This window comes from Streptantibioticus cattleyicolor NRRL 8057 = DSM 46488 (assembly GCF_000240165.1).
GTDB classification, from domain to species: Bacteria; Actinomycetota; Actinomycetes; order Streptomycetales; family Streptomycetaceae; genus Streptantibioticus; species Streptantibioticus cattleyicolor.
The window spans coordinates 2,543,298-2,559,195 of the sequence record NC_017586.1; the positions used below are offsets into that span (position 1 = coordinate 2,543,298).

The following is a 15,898-nucleotide window of genomic DNA, read 5'->3' on the forward strand; positions in this document are numbered from 1 at the left end:
TGCTCGGGAGGATCGACGTGGAGCGACGGCAGTTCCTGACCGCGACCGCTGCCGTCGGCCTGGCAGCGCTCGACCTCACCGACGCCGAAGCGATCACCCGACGTGTCAAGCGCCCGGGCCCGGTCAGGGTGGGCATGGGTGAAGTGGCCGCGATCCATTCCATGACCACGGCGCTGGGCGACGCCGCCTCCGAACTCGGCGGCGGCCACGCACGCCACCTGGCCGTGCGCTACCTCATCGACGACGTCAAGCCCTGGCTAGACGGCGCGTACACCGAGAAGACCGGCCGCGAACTGTTCGCCGCGACCTCTCAACTCCTCCAGCTCATCGGGTGGATGGCGCGCGATGCCGGGGAACAGGGCCTCGCGCAGCGCTATCACGTCCACTCGTTCAAGCTGGCCGCGGAGGCCGGAGAGAACGAGCTCGCGGCCACCGCGCTGCGGGGGCTGGCGGACCAGGCCATCGACCTCGGGCACGTCCCCGCCGCCGTCCGGCTCGCCGAGGCGTGCGAGCATCAGGGCCGCAAGCTGACCAACCCCAAGGCGCTGGCGTACTACCGGAACACCTACGCCCGCGCCGCCGCGGCCGACGGCGACAGCACCATCGCCGCGGCGATGCTGACCGCCTCCCAGGCCGCGATCGAACACGCGCCCGCCAAGCCCGGCGCGTCGTGGGCCTCGCATTACAGCCCCGGCCGGTGGGCGCACGAGTCTGGCATGATCCACGCCTCGCTCGGCGACCTGCCGGCCGCCGAGGAGCATCTGCACCTCGCCCTCGACATTCACGGGCTCGACCGCAAGCGCACCCGCGCGATCGTGCTGGCCGACCTCGGTCAGGTACAGCTCAAGCGGGGCGACACCGAGACGGCTCTCGCGACCTGGCACGAGTTCGTGGACTGTGCCGAGGGCGTGCAGTCGGTCCGGATCAACGACGCGGTCGGCAACATTACGGCCCGCCTGCCCCATCTCCCCGACACCGGCGCCGCCCAGGAGTTGAAGGAACGGCTCGCCGGTCGAGCCACGTAGCCTGCCGGTCGCCTCCAGCGACGGTGATCCCCGCGCTCCGGGAGGAGTTGGAGGTATCCGTGCCCGAGGACCGCGGCCCGGGGCGGGCCGTCGAAGGCAGGGATGTCGAGGCCGCCCAGGGGCCGTCACACCTTCGCGTGAACGGGGTAATCGCGCGGCTACTTATCGCTACCCTACCGCCACGTCGGTGATGTCTCCTGAGGTGTTCGGGCCGGTAGCCACTGGTGGCTGGGACTGCGCGAGTTTTCGCATCACGGACGTGGCTGCCGCCCGGTCCTGTCGGCGTAAAGCCCGGTGGATGCTGGAGCAGTGGGGGTTGGCGTCCATCCCCGACCTGGCGGCCGATGTCGAGGTCATCGTCTCGGAGTTGGTGACCAACGTCCGTCGGCACGCGGCGGACGCGTATCCCTGGGGGCGGCTCACCCTGGGGCACACGGGCGAACGGCTGGAGCTCTCCGTGCATGGCCGCAACGGCGACCGCCACGGACCGTACACGGCCATGCGTCATCAGGTGTCCGGCGAAGCGGAGTCCGGACGGGGGCTGTCCATAGTGCGTGAGCTGGCCGCCGCACACCGCGGTGATGTCTTCATCAGGCCGGACTGGGACGGAGCGGGCAAGTTCGTGCGGGTGTCCTTGCCGTTGCCGAACGGCGTGCGGTCCACCATCGCGTCACGTTGCCCGTTCCTGCCGTGAGATGGCGATCCGGATCGCCCGGAAGGCACCCTTGATTCGAGCGCACTCCAACGGCTTGGCTTGACGGCCATGGAGTATACGCAGCTCGGACGTACCGGATTGAAGGTCTCCCGACTGGTGCTGGGCACCATGAACTTCGGCCCGCTGACCGAGGAGGCGGAGAGCCACGCGATCATGGACGCCGCCCTGGAGGCGGGGGTCAACTTCTTCGACACCGCCAACGTCTACGGATGGGGCGAGAACAAGGGGCGCACGGAGGAGATCATCGGGTCGTGGTTCGCCAAGGGCGGCGGACGGCGGGAGAAGACCGTGCTGGCCACCAAGGTCTACGGGCAGATGGGCGAGTGGCCCAACGAGGGCAGGCTCTCCGCCCTCCACATCCGCCGCGCCGCCGAGGCGAGCCTGAGGCGGCTCGGCACCGACCACATCGACCTGTACCAGTTCCACCACGTGGACCGCGGGACCCCGTGGGACGAGATCTGGCAGGCGATCGACGTCCTCGTCCAGCAGGGCAAGGTGCTCTACGCGGGGTCGTCCAACTTCGCCGGTTGGCACATCGCGCGGGCCAACGAGGCCGCGGCGCGGCGGGGCTCGCTGGGGCTCGTCTCCGAGCAGTGCCTGTACAACCTGGTGGAGCGGCGCGCCGAGATGGAGGTGGTCCCGGCGGCGCAGGAGTACGGGCTCGGGGTGATCCCGTGGTCGCCGCTGCACGGCGGGCTGCTGGGCGGGGCCATCCGCAAGGAGCGGGAGCGGGCCGGGGGACGTTCCGCCCAGGGGCGCTCGGCGGACGCGCTGAAGAACGCGTCCCGGCGCGAGCAGATCCAGGCGTACGAGGACCTGTGCGCAGAGCACGGCCACGAGCCCGGCGAGGTGGCGCTGGCCTGGCTGCTCACCCGGCCCGGGGTCACCGGGCCGATCGTGGGACCGCGGACCGCCGGACAGCTGGAGTCGGCGCTGCGGGCGGTCGAGCTGAAGCCGGCGCCGGAGTTCCTGACCGCGCTGGAGGAGGTCTTCCCGGGCCCGGGCCCGTCCCCGGAGGCGTTCGCCTGGTGACCGCCACGGCGCGGGCCGGGGTGCCTCACTTCATGGCGGCGGCCACCACCACGACCGCCAGCAGCAGTACCAACGCGGCGGTCATCACTCGGGTACGGGTCTTGGGATCCACCCCATGAGCGTAACCGGAAGGGGTCAGTGACCCAGCGGCCAGGTCCCCAGGGTCTGGTAGCGCGGCCGGGGTCCAGGGGCGCCGGGGGCGGCGGACGCGGGGGCCGGGAGGTTGCTGCGGATCAGGGCGATCTCCCGGGCCGTCCAGTCGCGGCCGGCGAAGTCGGCGAGCGGTTCGGCGAACGGGCGCAGCCTGGTGTGGCCGCGGTTGCGGGCCAGGGTCAGGTGGGCGGTGAAGCGGCGCTCCTCGTCCAGGGCGATGCCGGCGTGGCGGGCGGCGGCGTTCACCGAGGCGGCCAGGCGGCCCAGCTCGGGGGTGTGGCCGGTGACGCCGGCCCACAGCACGCGGTCGCCGAAGCGTCCGCCGCCGGCCAGCCGCAGTCGGGCCGGCGGGTGTCGGCGGGCTGCCCTGGCGAGGCGTTCGCGCAGGTCGGGCAGGGTGTCCTCGGCCACCTCGCCGAGGAAGGCGAGCGTCAGGTGCCACTGCTCGGGGCCGGTCCAGCGCAACGCGTCGGCGCCGGGGAGGGCGCGCAGGCCGTCGACCACGTCGCCCAGTTCACGCAGCGCCTCGTCCGGCGGGGCCACCGCCACGAAGAGTCTCATCGACTCCAGTGTGCCGTCCCCGGCCGGGGGGGAGGACGTCACGCAGCGACCGTGACGTCCTCGGCGGTCCGGCCGCCGTCCCGGGGTACGAACCGTACGTGCGGGCGGCCGGAGCGCAGCCCGACCTTGAGCCGCAGCCCGCCGACCCGGGCGAGCATCACGGCGATGAAGACCGCGGCGCCCGCGGAGACCAGGCCGCCGCTGAGGAAGCCGATCCGGGGGCCGTAGGTGTCGGTGACCCAGCCGACCAGCGGACCGCCCAGCGGGGTGCCGCCGGTGAAGACCATCATGAACAAGCTCATCACCCGGCCGCGCATCGCCGGATCGGTGCCGAGCTGCACCGAGGAGTTGGCCGTGGTGTTGACGGTGATGCCGAAGACGCCGATCACCACCAGCAGCCCGGTGAAGATCCACAGCGAGGGCGACAGAGCGGCCACCATCTCCAGCAGGCCGAACGCCATCGCCGCGAAGAGCAGCATCCGCATCCGGGTGGTGGCCCGGCGGGCGGCGAGCAGCGCGCCGATCAGCGAGCCGATCGCCATGGCGCTGTTGAAGAGCCCGTAGGTGCCGGCGCCGGAGCGGAAGACGCCCTGCGCGAAGGCGGAGAGCCAGATGGCGAAGTTGAAGCCGAAGGTGCCGATGAAGCCGACCAGCACGATCGTCCACATCAGGTCGGGTCGCCCGGCCACGTACCGCAGGCCCTCCCGTAGCTGGCCCTTGCCGCGCGGGGCCCGCTGGACCTCGTGGAGCTCGGCGGGGCGCATCAGCAGCAGGCCGATCAGCGGGGCGCCGAACGACAGCCCGTTGATCAGGAAGGCCCAGCCGCTGCCGACCGCGGTGATCAGCGCGCCGGCGACGGCGGGGCCGATGAGGCGGGCGGTCTGGAAGTTCGCCGAGTTGAGGCTGACCGCGTTGCGGACGTCCTGGGGGCCGACCATCTCGACCACGAAGGACTGGCGGGTGGGGTTGTCGACCACGGTCACCACGCCGAGCAGGAACGCGATGGCGTACACGTGCCAGACCTGGACGTGGCCGCTGAGGGTGAGCGCGGCCAGCAGCAGGCCGAGCAGGCCCATGGTGGACTGCGTGACCAGCAGCAGGCGGCGCTTGGGGTAGCGGTCGGCGATGACGCCGCCGTAGAGCCCGAAGAGCAGCATCGGCAGGAACTGCATGGCGGTGGTGACGCCCACCGCGGTGGAGGAGCCGGTGAGGCTGAGCACCAGCCAGTCCTGCGCGATGCGGGACATCCAGGTGCCGGTGTTGGATATCACGGCACCGGTGGCGAAGAGCCGGTAGTTGCGGACCTTGAGCGAGCTGAAGGTGGAGCGCTTGGCCGTGGTCGTCGGGGTGGTGGGGTTCGATCCGGGTGCGGGGTCTGCTCCGGGGGCCGAACTCAAGGGGGTCTCTCCTTAACTGGCGGGGGCGCCGGGTGTGCGGTTGCCGTTCGTGGTGCGGGCCGGGCTAGAGGTGGGCCAGCTTCTCCAGGGTGGGGGCCGCGTCACGCAGCACGGCCCACTCCTCGTCGGTGAGGCCCTCGGCGAGGCCGGCCAGCCACGCGTTGCGCCGGCGGCGGCTCTCGGCGAGCATCGCCTCGGCCGCCTCGGTGCTGCTGACCATGACCTGCCGGCGGTCCTCCGGGTGGGGTTCGCGGCGGACCAGCCCCTTGGCCTCCAGCATCGCCACGATGCGGGTCATCGACGGCGGCTGGACGTGCTCCTTGCGGGCCAGTTCCCCCGGCGTCGCCGAACCGCAGCGCACCAGCAGGCCCAGGACCGACATCTCGGTGAAGCTGAGCGACTCATCGGGCGCCCCCTGGCCCACCACATGGGGCACGCCGCGCCGCATCCGGCGGGAGAGCCGCAGGATGGCGGAGCGGAGGGAGTTCACCGCGGCGAGGTCGTCCTCGGACAGTTCGGTCACGATCTTTAGCTTACCTCATTACTTTGCCTAACGAAAATGACCTGATCGGGCCAAACGCCAAGCCGACCAATGTCACCCGTACGAGTGAGTTCGACCACGAAATGGACGCTTTCCCCCGTGCCGCTCGGGACCGTAGCCCCATGGGAGCACGCGCGGAGGCGACGAAGGTGCTGAGCCTGCGGCTGGACGGCGAGCTGTTCGACCGGCTCGTCCGGCACGCCGCCAAACGCGGAATGAGCGTCCAGGACTATGTCGTCCGGACGCTCATCCGCGATGACTTCGACGAGCGGTTCAAGTCCGCGGTCGAGGAGACGGAACGGTTCTACGCGGGCTGACGGCCGCGTACCCCGCCCGGCCAGGTGGAACGCCGTCAGGTCAGGTGGAGCGGCGGCATCAGGTAGTAGAAGGCGAAGACCGCCGAGACCACGTAGAGGGCGACCGGCACCTCACGGCCGCGGCCGGCCACCAGGCGCAGCACGCAGAAGCTGATGAAGCCCATGCCGATGCCGTTGGTGATCGAGTAGGTGAACGGCATCATCAGCATCGTCACGAACGCCGGGATGGCGATGGTGAAGTCGCTCCAGTCGATGTCCCGGACGCTGCCCGCCAGGATCAGGAAGCCCACCGCGATCAGCGCCGGGGTGGCCGCCTGCGCCGGGACCATGGTGGCCAGCGGGGTCAGGAAGAGCGAGAGCGCGAACATCAGGCCGGTGACCACGCTGGCCAGGCCGGTACGGGCGCCCTCGCCGACGCCGGTGGTCGACTCCACGAAGCAGGTGTTGGCCGAGCTGGAGGTGGCGCCGCCGAGCGCGGTGGCGATCCCGTCCACCATCAGCACCCGGTTCATGCCCGGCAGGTCGCCCTTTTCGGTGAGCAGGTGCGCCTCGTCGCTGACGCCGAGGATGGTGCCCATCGCGTCGAAGAAGCCGGACAGCAGCACGGTGAAGACGAAGAGCACGCCGGTGACGATGCCCACCTCGTGGAAACCGCCGAACAGGCTCACCTTGCCGACCAGCCCGAAGTCGGGGGTGGAGACCGGGTTGCCGGGCCACTTGGGGACGGTCAGCCCCCAGGAGGCCGCCGGGACCTTGGCCACCAGGTCCAGGATCACCGCGAGGACGGTCATGGCCACGATGCTGATCAGGATGGCGCCGGGCACCTTGCGGACGATCAGCCCCAAGGTGATCAGCACCCCGAGCACGAAGACCAGCACCGGCCAGCCGTTGAGGTGGCCGGTGGCCCCGAGCTGCAACGGAACGGTGGTGTGCGCGGCGTCCGGGACGCGGCTGACGAAGCCGGAGTCGACCAGGCCGATCATGAAGATGAACAGGCCGATGCCGATGGCGATGGCCTTCCGCAGGCCGAGCGGCACCGCGCTCATCACCCGTTCCCGCAGCCCGGTCGCGACCAGCAGCATGATCGCCAGACCGGCGAGCACCACCATGCCCATCGCGTCCGGCCAGGACATCCTGGGCGCGAGCTGGAGGGCGACCACGCTGTTGATGCCGAGCCCGGCGGCGAGCGCGATCGGCACGTTGCCGATCACCCCCATCAGCAACGTGGTGAGCGCCGCGGTCAGCACGGTGGCGGTCACCAACTGCCCCCCGGCCAGGTGGTGACCGTACTTGTCCACACCGCTGCCGAGGATGATCGGGTTCAGCACGATGATGTACGCCATCGCGAAGAACGTCGCCAGACCACCACGGATCTCACGGGAAACGCTCGACCCCCGCTCGGAGATCTTGAAGAAACGGTCCAGCCCGTTCCGGGCGGGTTGCGGGGCCTGCGGCTGGGCGGAGCCGACCGGGGCGGTGGCCGAGCTGGGCATGCGAATCCTTGGGTTCCTCGGGGAAGGGAGGCGGGATTTGTAGCTTCATACGAGCCAAACCAGCCGTAGGCCGGTTGTTTCAGTATGAACCGATGAGGGGATTTAGTGCTATCTCCGCGCGTAGACACAACCCCCACGGTCGCCGCGCCCCGGGTGGCGGCGACCGGTGGCTACGCGGGTTGACCACCGGTCGACGCGTGGAGTCGGGGCGTACGAAGGCGCCCCGCCACGCCCCTTAGGCTGGCCCCATGAAGTCGAAGTGGACGCCTCAGCACGAGACGCCTGAGCCGTTGGAAGCGAACGATGTCGCGATCGTCACCGGCGGCACGATCGTCTGGTTCGTCCTCTTCCTGGTCCAGCTCCCGTTCTACGGGTGGTTCGCGGACCGGGGGCACGCGTGGTGGATCTGGAGTTGCCTGGCGGGGGCGGGGCTCGGGGTGATCGGTATCTGGTACGTACGCCGTCGGCGCGCCGCGATCCAAAGGCACCGCGACCGCGCGTGAGGGTTCGCTCGCGCTGGCGGTCAGCCATTACCTCCTCAGGGTGCCCCCGGTCCCGCTCTCGTCGTGGCTGACGTCACGGATTGTTTCCCCCCGCCCACCCGTGGCTGTACTCGTCTAGCGCGGGATGCGCGCTGTCTGGCTGGGGTCCGGGAGCCCTCCGGGGTGACTCCTCGCTCCACGTTTCGTCGTCGGCTCTCCGCCGGTCCGCCGGGGCGCTGCGGGGACACCCCTGCACGCCCCCGTTCTGCTGCGTTCCGCGCTGCGGCACGGAGGGGGTGAGAAGGAGATCGGGGTGACCCCAACCTCCTCACTCACCCTCTCCCGTGAAGAGAGGCACCCGCACGACGGCCGGAGGGGGTGTGCCGGGGGTGTCCCCGCAGCGACCCAGCGGGGCGGGCGCAACCTTGGAGCGAAACCTGGAGCGAGGAGTCACCCCCGGCGCGCCCCCGACCCCGCACCGGCAGTAGGCGAAGCCACCGTGCCGAACCAGACCAAAACCCCACCCCACCCACCCGGCGGGCGTCGCGGTGCGGGGGTGGACGCGGCGGGGTGAGGATGAGGCGTGGAGCGAGGAGAGACCCCGCGGCGGGGACGGAGCCGGTGCGAAGGCGGCCACGGTGTCGCCGGATCGGGGGAACCGTCAGCCACGGATTCGCCGGCCCGACCGCGTAGCGAACCGGCAACCACGGAAACCCCGGGGCTGTCTCCGGAGGAGGTGGCCGCACGGGTGGCTCGGGGGGACGTCAACGACGTTCCGGCGAGGTCGTCGCGGTCGGTGCGGGAGATCGTCCGGGCCAACGTGTTGACCCGGTTCAACGCCATCCTGGGGGTCCTCTTCCTGATCGTGCTGGTGGTCGGGCCGGTGCAGGACGGTCTGTTCGGCGTCGTGATCGTGGCGAACACCGCCATCGGGATCGTGCAGGAGGTGCGGGCCAAGCGGACGCTGGACGGGCTGGCGGTGGTCGGGGAGGCGCGGCCGGTGGTGCGGCGGGACGGGGTGGCCCGGCCGGTGGCGGCGTCGGCGATCGTGCTGGACGACGTGATCGAGCTGGGCCCGGGCGACAAGTGCGTGGTGGACGGACGGGTCACGGCGGCGGACGGGCTGGAGATCGACGAGTCGCTGCTGACCGGCGAGGCTGACCCGGTGCACAAGCGGCCCGGGGACCCGGTGCTGTCGGGGAGTTTCGTGGTGGCCGGCAGCGGGGCGTTCACCGCGACCCGGGTCGGCCGCGAGGCGTACGCGGCCCAACTGGCCGAGGAGGCGAGCCGGTTCACCCTGGTGCGCTCCGAACTGCGGTCGGGGATCAGCGAGATCCTGCGGTACGTGACGTGGATGATGGTCCCGGTGGCCGTCGGGCTGGTGGCGAGCCAGTTGTACGTGCAGCGTCACGACTGGCGGGAGGCGGTGCGCCGGATGGTCGGCGGCATCGTGCCGATGGTGCCGGAGGGCCTGGTGCTGCTGACGTCGGTGGCGTTCGCCATCGGGGTGGTGCGGCTGGGCCGGCGGCGGTGCCTGGTGCAGGAGCTGCCGGCGATCGAGGGGCTGGCCCGGGTGGACACGGTGTGCCTGGACAAGACCGGCACGCTGACCGAGGGCGGCATGGCACTCACCGAGGTGCGGACGGTGGACGACGCGGTGGCCGACGCGGACGTACGGGAGGTGCTCGCGGCGCTGGGCCGGGCCGAGCCGCGGCCCAACGCCAGCCTCCGGGCGATCGTCGACGGGTGCCCGGACGGTTCCGGGCGGCTGCGGCCGGCGGACGCGTTGCCGTTCTCCTCGGCCCGCAAGTACAGCGGTGCGCGGCTGTCCGGGCCGGACGGCGGGGACGGCGCGACCTGGCTGCTGGGCGCCCCCGACGTCCTGTTGCCGCCGGGCGATCCCCGGCTCGCCGAGGCCGACGCGCTCGGGGCGCGCGGGCTGCGGGTGCTGCTGCTCGCCCGCAGCGGACGGGCCCCGCACGACCCGCGGGTGACGCAGGGGGCGCGGCCGGCCGCGTTGGTGGTGCTGGAGCAGCGGCTGCGCGGCGACGCGGCGGAGACGCTCGCGTACTTCGCCCGGCAGCGGGTCGCCGCCAAGGTGATCTCGGGCGACAACGCGGTCTCCGTGGGCGCCGTCGCCGCCCGGCTGGGGCTGGCGGGGGCCGACGAGCCGGTGGACGCCCGGGGGTTGCCCGGCACCCCGGACGCGATGGCCCCGGCGGTCGAACGCGGCACGGTCTTCGGCCGGGTCACCCCGCGGCAGAAGCACGACATGGTCACCGCGCTGCGTTCGCGCGGCCACGTGGTGGCGATGACCGGGGACGGCGTCAACGACGTGCTGGCGCTGAAGGAGGCCGACATCGGGGTGGCGATGGGGTCGGGGAGCGCGGCGACCCGCGCGGTGGCGCAGATCGTGCTGCTCGACGACGGGTTCTCGGCGCTGCCGTCGGTGGTCGCCGAGGGCCGCCGGGTGATCGGCAACATCACCCGGGTCTCCCGGCTGTTCCTCACCAAGACGGTCTACTCGGTGCTGCTGGCGCTGCTGGTGGTGGTCTCGCGGGTGCCGTACCCGTTCCTGCCGCGCCATCTGACGCTGCTGAGCACGCTGACGATCGGGGTGCCCTCGTTCTTCCTGGCGCTGGCGCCGGGCGACGAGCGGGCCCGGCCGCGGTTCGTGCGCCGGGTGATGCGGTTCGCGCTGCCGGCCGGGGTGGTGGCGGGTGCGGCGGCGTTCGCGTCGTACGTGATGGCGCGGGCGGTCTACGGCGGGGCGGCGGGGACGCGGGAGGCGCAGACCAGCGCGGCGACGCTGACGCTCTTCGTGGTGTCGATGTGGGTGCTGACGATCGTGGCGCGGCCGTGGACGTGGTGGCGGGTGCTGCTGGTGGCGGCAATGGCGGCCGGGTTCGTGGTGGTGCTGGCCGTGCCGGTGCTGCAACGGTTCTTCGCGCTGCGGCTGGTGGGGGCCGAGGCGCCGTGGGGCGCGGCGGGCATCGGCGCGGTGGCGTGCCTGGTGGTCGAGGCGGTGTGGCGGCGGAACGGGGAGGGGTGACCGGCGTTCCGCCGCCGGACCGGTCAGTCGAACCAGCGGGCGGTGGCCAGTTCCTCGGCGCGGGAGGGGTCCTCCAGCAGCGCGGCCACCTCGAAGCGGCGCTGCCACTCCCCCGCCGCCCAGGCGAGCCCGGCGGCCACGCCCTCCAGGGTGGCGGCGTGCAGCACGCCGTCGGCGTAGCGCCAGTCGACCTCGACGCCGTCGGCGACGAGCAGTTCCTCGTGCTCGACGTAGGAGTCCGGTGCGCCCGGCAGCAGTTCGCGTACCTCGGCGGGGACCTCGTGCGGCTCGCCGGCCGAGACGACCGGGGCCGGGACCGCCTCGCCGAGCCTGGGTACCTGGAACAGCTCGGCCAGTTCGACGGCGTACCCGGGGCCGGCCGGCAGCAGCGCCCGGCCGGCCGCGAGCGGCAGCAGGTCGGGGGCGTCGGCGACCAGCGCGTCGGCCGCGTCCACCACCCGTACCTCGCCGTCGACCACGGCCCGCAGCCGTTCGGGCAGGGTCACCTCGGCCGGGTCGAGGGCGGCCAGTTCGGCGTAGAGCGCGCGCAGTTGGGCCGGGGTGACGGGGCGGTCGGGGTCGGCGAGGCGGGTGAGGAGTTCGGCGGCGCCGCCGGGTTCGGCCAGCAGAGCGGGCACCGAGGTGCGTACCCCGAGGGCGCGCAGCACCTCGTCGTCGACGGAGGCGGTCTCGGCGTCGTCGTACAACCCGGCGAGCAGCGGGTCGCCGCCGGCCGCGCGCAGGCCCACCGGGCGGCGGCCGTCGAGCACCGGGTGGTCGCGCAGCCACCAGGCCGCGTAGGGGCGGACGTTGCGGGTGGTGCCGTCCGGCAGCAGTACCCGCACCGGCGCGGTGATCGCCTCGCGCAGCGGCGGCCGCGCGAGCAGGGCGAGCGCGCGCGGCCAGGCGTCGTCGTCCACCAGGTCGAGGTCGCGGACGGCGACGAGTTCGGTGGCCACCGGCGGTACGTCGGTGGGCGGCAGCTGGTCGAGGACGTCCTCGCACCACACGTCGACGGCGTCGAGCAGGCCGGGGTCGTCGGGTTCGGCCCAGTCGGTGTCGCGCGGTTCGAGGTCGTCGGGGTCGAGGACGACGTCGGTGGCGCGGACCAGGGCGAAGGTGGCGAGCACGCCGACCGCGGTGAGCGGCTGTCCGCCCCAGCGTTCGGCGAGTTCCGGGTCGCAGCAGGCGAGTTCACCGGGACGGATGACCTGCTCGAAGTCGCTTCCGGGGAGGACGAGTTCGCTGGCCGGGGTGGGTTCGCCCTCGTCGTCGGGGAGGGCGAGGGCGCCGAGCCAGGGTTCCTCGCCGGGGGTGAGGGCGGCGTCGCGGACCAGGGTGAGGACGAGTTCGGCGAGTTCCTCGGGGTCGAGGGTGGTGCCGTCCTCGTCCCAGATCTCCTGGGCGTCCATGGAGGCGGCGACGGCAGCGCGGACCTGCGGGGTGGTGAGCACGGCGCGCGGGGTGGCCGGGGTGGCGCCGAGCTTCTCCAGCAGCGGATGGGCGGCGTCGGGGTGGGCCACCTTCAGGCCGAGCCGGGCGAGCCCGGGCGGCAGCGGGCCGTCGGCGGTGGGCAGCAGGATGTGCCGGGGGCCGACGACCGTGCGGTTGTCGGTGAGCGGCACGGGCAGGCCGCTGAGGCGGTCGGGGTCGGTGCCGGCGAGGGCGTCGTAGAGCCGGTGCCACCAGTCGGCGGGGCGTTCGGCGCCGGCCAGCCGGTCCACGATGTCGCCGAGCGGCACCCTGGCCACCCCGAGGGCACGCAGTTCGGCCCGGCGTTCCAGCCCGGCGGGGAGCAGGGCCGGGAAGACCTCGCTGAGCACGGTGACGGCGGCGGCGGAGGCGCCCTCGACGAGTTCGGCGCGGTCCGGGCGCAGCGGGCCGCCGTCCTCGTCCTCCTCGGCGGCGGCGCCGGCCCGGGGCAGGAACGCGGTGCGGGGCAGCTCCTCCAGCACCCGGTGGCGCAGGTCGGCGTCGAGCCGGCCGGCGCCCAGCGGGCCGGGCACCAGGTCGATGACGCCGGTGGTCACCGGGCGCCAGTCGCGCAGCAGGGTGACGTAGGCGTCGGCGGCGCGGGCGGTGAGGAAGTCGGCGAGCGGCCCGGGGGCGACGTGCCGGCGGGTCGGGTCGAGCGGGTACGAGGCGATGAGCAGCGCGGGGAGCCCCAGCGGCTCGTCGGTCGGGGTGGGCGCGTGCACCACGGACGCGGTACGGGGACGGGCCGGCGCCCCGTCGGTGCCGACCGGCACCGCCCAGGTGACCGACCAGCCGGGCCGCAGCCGTTCCTCGACCGGGCGGTCGGCGAGCAGCGCCGGGTCGAGCACGCCGCCGTCGCCCACCACCCGCCAGCGGGTGAACTGCCCGGCGCTGTCCTCCACCACGACGTCGCCCTCCAGGAGCTGACGCCTCGTCAGAATCCGGACGGTATCGGCGGTTTCCACCACGACCTCGGCGAGCCCCGGCAGCGTCAGCAGCAGGGCGTCGTCCACCCCGGCGAGGAGCCGGTGCGCGAGATCCTCGGCGGCGCCGTCGCGCAACGGCAGCACCACGACGGTGTCGTACCCCTCGGGGGCGGCGCCCTCGGCGGGGAACGGCAGGCGCAGCAGCGGTACGTGGCCGTCGCGGCGGCGCAGCTCGTCGGCGAGCTCGGGGGCGTCGGCCGCGGTCTCCTCGGCCGCCGCCCGCGCCTCCGCCAGCGACCAGCGCACGCCGCCGGTGCGGCCGATGACGGCGGGTTCGTCGCTGACCGCGAGGACGGCGGAGAAGCCGACGCCGAAGCGGCCGACGGCGGCTTCGGCGGCGTCGTCGCGCTTGGCGGAGGCGCGCAGCGTCGACAACGACTCGACGCCCGCGGCGTCCAGCGGGGCGCCGGTGTTGGCGGCGGCGAGGACGCCCTCGCGGAGCGTCAGACGCAGCCGGCCGGTGGTCCCCGCCCGCACCGCCGCGTCGGCGGCGTTCTGCGCCAGCTCCACGACGAGCCGGTCCCGGTAACCGCCGAGGGCGAGGTCCTCCTCGGCGTTGGCGTCCTCCCGGAACCGCGCCGCCGACGCCTTCCAGGCATCGAGCACCCCCCTGCGCAACCGGCCCGTTGCGAACGGATCCGCCCCGTCCTGCGGCTCCTGAACGATCGGCTTGCCCACGTCGGTCCTTCCGGGTGGAGACTGTTTTCGGATGAGGCGCATTGTGGCGGTTCGCTCGCGCCGGCGGTCAACCACGGACTCCTCCGGGTGCGCCCGTCCCCCTATCGTCGCGGCTGCCACCGGCCATCACGTCCTCGGGGTAACCGCGTTCCCCTTTCATCGCGACTGACGCCGGCCACGACGTCCTCGGGGTGCGCCCATTTCCGTTTCGTCGTGGCTGAGGTCACAGATTGTTTCCCCCCGCCCACCCGTGGCTGTATTCGCATAGCGCGGGATGCGCACTGTCTTCCTGGGTTCCCGGGGGCCCTCCGGGGTGACTCCTCGCTCCGCGTATCCCCCACAGTTGCGCTCCGGCTACTGGGTCGCTGCGGGGACACCCCTGCACGCCCCCGTCCGGTCTCGTTCCGCGCTGCGGCACGGAGGGGGTGAGAAAAAGACCGGGGTGACCCCAACCTCCTTACTCACCCCCACCCGCGAAGAGAGGCACCCGCACGACGGCACAAGGGGGTGTGCCGGGGGTGTCCCCGCAGCGACCCAACGGGGCGGGCGCAACCTTGGAACGAAACCTGGAGCGAGGAGTCACCCCGGCGCGCCCCCGACCCCGCACCGGCAATAGGCGAACCCACCCCGTGCCGAACCAAACCAAAACCCCACCAACCACCCACCGGACAGGGGCGAAGGGGCCACCCCGGAACCCCGAACCGGGCGAACCGGCCACCACGTAATGGCTGACCGCCAGCGCGAGCGCAGACTCAGGAGTGGCCGAACTCTTCCACGGGGGTGGTTTCCTCGACGGAGCCGCCGGGGCGGTCGGCGTGGAGGTGGAAGGGCTCGATGGTGGCCTCGTCGAGGACGGGCGGCGCCGGACGCGGCGCCTTCGGCATGACGGCCGCCTCCGAGTGCCCCCCACACCCGTACGCCAGCGAGACCACCCGCCCGTCCGCCGGCGAGAACTCGTTGGCGCAGATACCGAACGCCTGCCGCGGCGAGCCCGCGACCGGCAGCAGGAACCCGCAGCTCACGCAGTGCGCGGGGGCCGCCTGGGCCATGGCGGTGCGGGGGCCGAACGCCTCTTCCCAGCGGTCGGCGGCGAGCCCGAGCCCGTACCGGGAGAGCACCCGGGCGCGGCGCAGGCCGAGTTCCTCGGCGAGCGCGGTGAGCGAGCCGCGTCCGGGGGCGGGAGCGGCGGGGGTGGCGGTGACCTCCGTGTCCTCGGCCTCGGCGAGGTCGGCGGCGAGCACGGAGTTCGGCGGGACCTCCTCGTCGCCGAGCCAGCCGGGCTCCAGGCGCGGGTCCTCCGCCTCGGTGGGCAGCAGGTCGCCGGGGCCGAGGTCGCCGGGGCGCAGCCGTTCGCTCCACGGCACCCACTCGGGGGCGAGGAGGGCGTCGGCGTCCGGGAGCAGGACGGTCTCGTCGAGGGTGACGACCTTGGCGCGCGCGGCGCGGGCCACGGTGACCGCCCAGCGCCAGCCGCGGTAGGCGGGGGCGGCACAGGCGAAGGAGTGCGTGACGACCCGGTCCCCCTCGGCCACGGCACCCAGGTACGCACCGACGGCGTCCGCCCCGGCGATCTCCTCGGCCGCCGCCTGGGCGAGCGCGACCGCCTCGGCGCACAGGCGGTCCGGTGTCCGGCTTCGCATCGCAGCACTCACAAGAATCGATTCTCTCCTACGCCGTCTCACGACCGCGCCGACCTGCGGTCGAGCCGGACGGAGCGGACCTGCGGACCGCGTCGACGTCCTGCCCGTTCGTGCTCGGGCGCACCTGGCCTGTTCGTCTCCATTTTGCTGGATCGGCCGGTAGCGCGCGTCAAGGCACATGCCATGGGGCGGCGCGTGACGCACGCTACCCGTCCGCGCTCCCCTCGGGAAGTCGGGGGTGTGCCCGGCGGGTGCGGCGCGCCGTACCAGAACCCCTGGGAAACCGGGGTAAACCGGGCGGACGGCTCGGAAAATCCCTTGCGGCGCGGCGGGAAATCACGCCGCCCGGC

The 15,898-nt window shown here is 73.1% G+C and carries 12 protein-coding genes; 6 read left to right on the forward strand and 6 right to left on the reverse strand.

Annotated elements, in window-relative coordinates:
- The first annotated feature begins 17 nt into the window (after positions 1-17).
- The 3 genes from SCATT_RS11250 (at position 18) to SCATT_RS11260 (ending at position 2,772) form a co-directional block, all read left to right on the forward strand.
- The gene (locus SCATT_RS11250; protein WP_014627862.1) at positions 18-1,025 is read left to right on the forward strand and encodes a tetratricopeptide repeat protein; all 1,008 of its coding nucleotides are present in this window, start codon (positions 18-20) and stop codon (positions 1,023-1,025) included.
- 190 nt (positions 1,026-1,215) lie between these two features.
- Positions 1,216-1,719 (forward strand): ATP-binding protein, encoded by a 504-nt coding sequence (locus tag SCATT_RS11255; protein ID WP_322972952.1) that lies wholly within the window; start codon positions 1,216-1,218, stop codon positions 1,717-1,719.
- Between the two features lie 69 nt (positions 1,720-1,788).
- Positions 1,789-2,772: an aldo/keto reductase gene (locus SCATT_RS11260; protein WP_041824640.1), complete on the forward strand. Its 984-nt coding sequence runs from the start codon at positions 1,789-1,791 to the stop codon at positions 2,770-2,772.
- Between the two features lie 135 nt (positions 2,773-2,907).
- Here SCATT_RS11260 and thpR read toward each other — a convergent pair whose 3' ends face one another.
- The 3 genes from thpR to SCATT_RS11275 form a co-directional block, all read right to left on the reverse strand.
- Positions 2,908-3,486: an RNA 2',3'-cyclic phosphodiesterase gene (thpR, locus tag SCATT_RS11265; protein WP_041825071.1), complete on the reverse strand. Its 579-nt coding sequence runs from the start codon at positions 3,484-3,486 to the stop codon at positions 2,908-2,910.
- Between the two features lie 38 nt (positions 3,487-3,524).
- Positions 3,525-4,883, reverse strand: coding sequence for an MFS transporter (locus tag SCATT_RS11270; RefSeq protein ID WP_014143157.1), 1,359 nt, complete (start codon positions 4,881-4,883; stop codon positions 3,525-3,527).
- A 64-nt stretch (positions 4,884-4,947) separates the two neighbouring features.
- Positions 4,948-5,406: a MarR family winged helix-turn-helix transcriptional regulator gene (locus tag SCATT_RS11275; protein WP_014143159.1), complete on the reverse strand. Its 459-nt coding sequence runs from the start codon at positions 5,404-5,406 to the stop codon at positions 4,948-4,950.
- Positions 5,407-5,546: 140 nt separating this feature from the next.
- Between SCATT_RS11275 and SCATT_RS11280 the strand changes: the two genes are divergently transcribed.
- The gene (locus SCATT_RS11280; RefSeq protein WP_014143160.1) at positions 5,547-5,741 is read left to right on the forward strand and encodes a hypothetical protein; all 195 of its coding nucleotides are present in this window, start codon (positions 5,547-5,549) and stop codon (positions 5,739-5,741) included.
- Positions 5,742-5,776: 35 nt separating this feature from the next.
- Here the strand turns inward: SCATT_RS11280 and SCATT_RS11285 are convergent, their stop codons facing one another.
- Positions 5,777-7,234 (reverse strand): NCS2 family permease, encoded by a 1,458-nt coding sequence (locus SCATT_RS11285; protein WP_014143161.1) that lies wholly within the window; start codon positions 7,232-7,234, stop codon positions 5,777-5,779.
- A 248-nt stretch (positions 7,235-7,482) separates the two neighbouring features.
- Between SCATT_RS11285 and SCATT_RS11290 the strand changes: the two genes are divergently transcribed.
- Entirely contained in the window at positions 7,483-7,737 is a 255-nt protein-coding gene (locus SCATT_RS11290) for a DUF2530 domain-containing protein (protein ID WP_014143162.1), read from the forward strand.
- 727 nt (positions 7,738-8,464) lie between these two features.
- A complete protein-coding gene (locus SCATT_RS11295) occupies positions 8,465-10,768 on the forward strand; it encodes an HAD-IC family P-type ATPase (RefSeq protein WP_014143163.1) in 2,304 nt (767 codons plus the stop codon).
- A gap of 23 nt (positions 10,769-10,791) precedes the next feature.
- Here SCATT_RS11295 and SCATT_RS11300 read toward each other — a convergent pair whose 3' ends face one another.
- Both SCATT_RS11300 and SCATT_RS11305 read right to left on the reverse strand, forming a co-directional pair.
- Positions 10,792-13,908, reverse strand: a complete 3,117-nt coding sequence (locus SCATT_RS11300; RefSeq protein ID WP_014143164.1) for a sacsin N-terminal ATP-binding-like domain-containing protein — start codon at positions 13,906-13,908, stop codon at positions 10,792-10,794.
- A 752-nt stretch (positions 13,909-14,660) separates the two neighbouring features.
- Entirely contained in the window at positions 14,661-15,548 is an 888-nt protein-coding gene (locus SCATT_RS11305; RefSeq protein ID WP_014143166.1) for a DUF3027 domain-containing protein, read from the reverse strand.
- Positions 15,549-15,898 lie beyond the last annotated feature (350 nt).

Coding starts and splice junctions, on each gene's coding strand:
- SCATT_RS11260 (WP_041824640.1), top strand. CDS start 1,789: ATGGAGTATACGCAGCTCGGACGTACCGGATTGAAGGTCTCCCGACTG.
- thpR (WP_041825071.1), bottom strand. CDS start 3,486: ATGAGACTCTTCGTGGCGGTGGCCCCGCCGGACGAGGCGCTGCGTGAA.
- SCATT_RS11280 (WP_014143160.1), top strand. CDS start 5,547: ATGGGAGCACGCGCGGAGGCGACGAAGGTGCTGAGCCTGCGGCTGGAC.
- SCATT_RS11305 (WP_014143166.1), bottom strand. CDS start 15,548: ATGCGAAGCCGGACACCGGACCGCCTGTGCGCCGAGGCGGTCGCGCTC.
- SCATT_RS11255 (WP_322972952.1), top strand. CDS start 1,216: ATGTCTCCTGAGGTGTTCGGGCCGGTAGCCACTGGTGGCTGGGACTGC.
- SCATT_RS11290 (WP_014143162.1), top strand. CDS start 7,483: ATGAAGTCGAAGTGGACGCCTCAGCACGAGACGCCTGAGCCGTTGGAA.
- SCATT_RS11285 (WP_014143161.1), bottom strand. CDS start 7,234: ATGCCCAGCTCGGCCACCGCCCCGGTCGGCTCCGCCCAGCCGCAGGCC.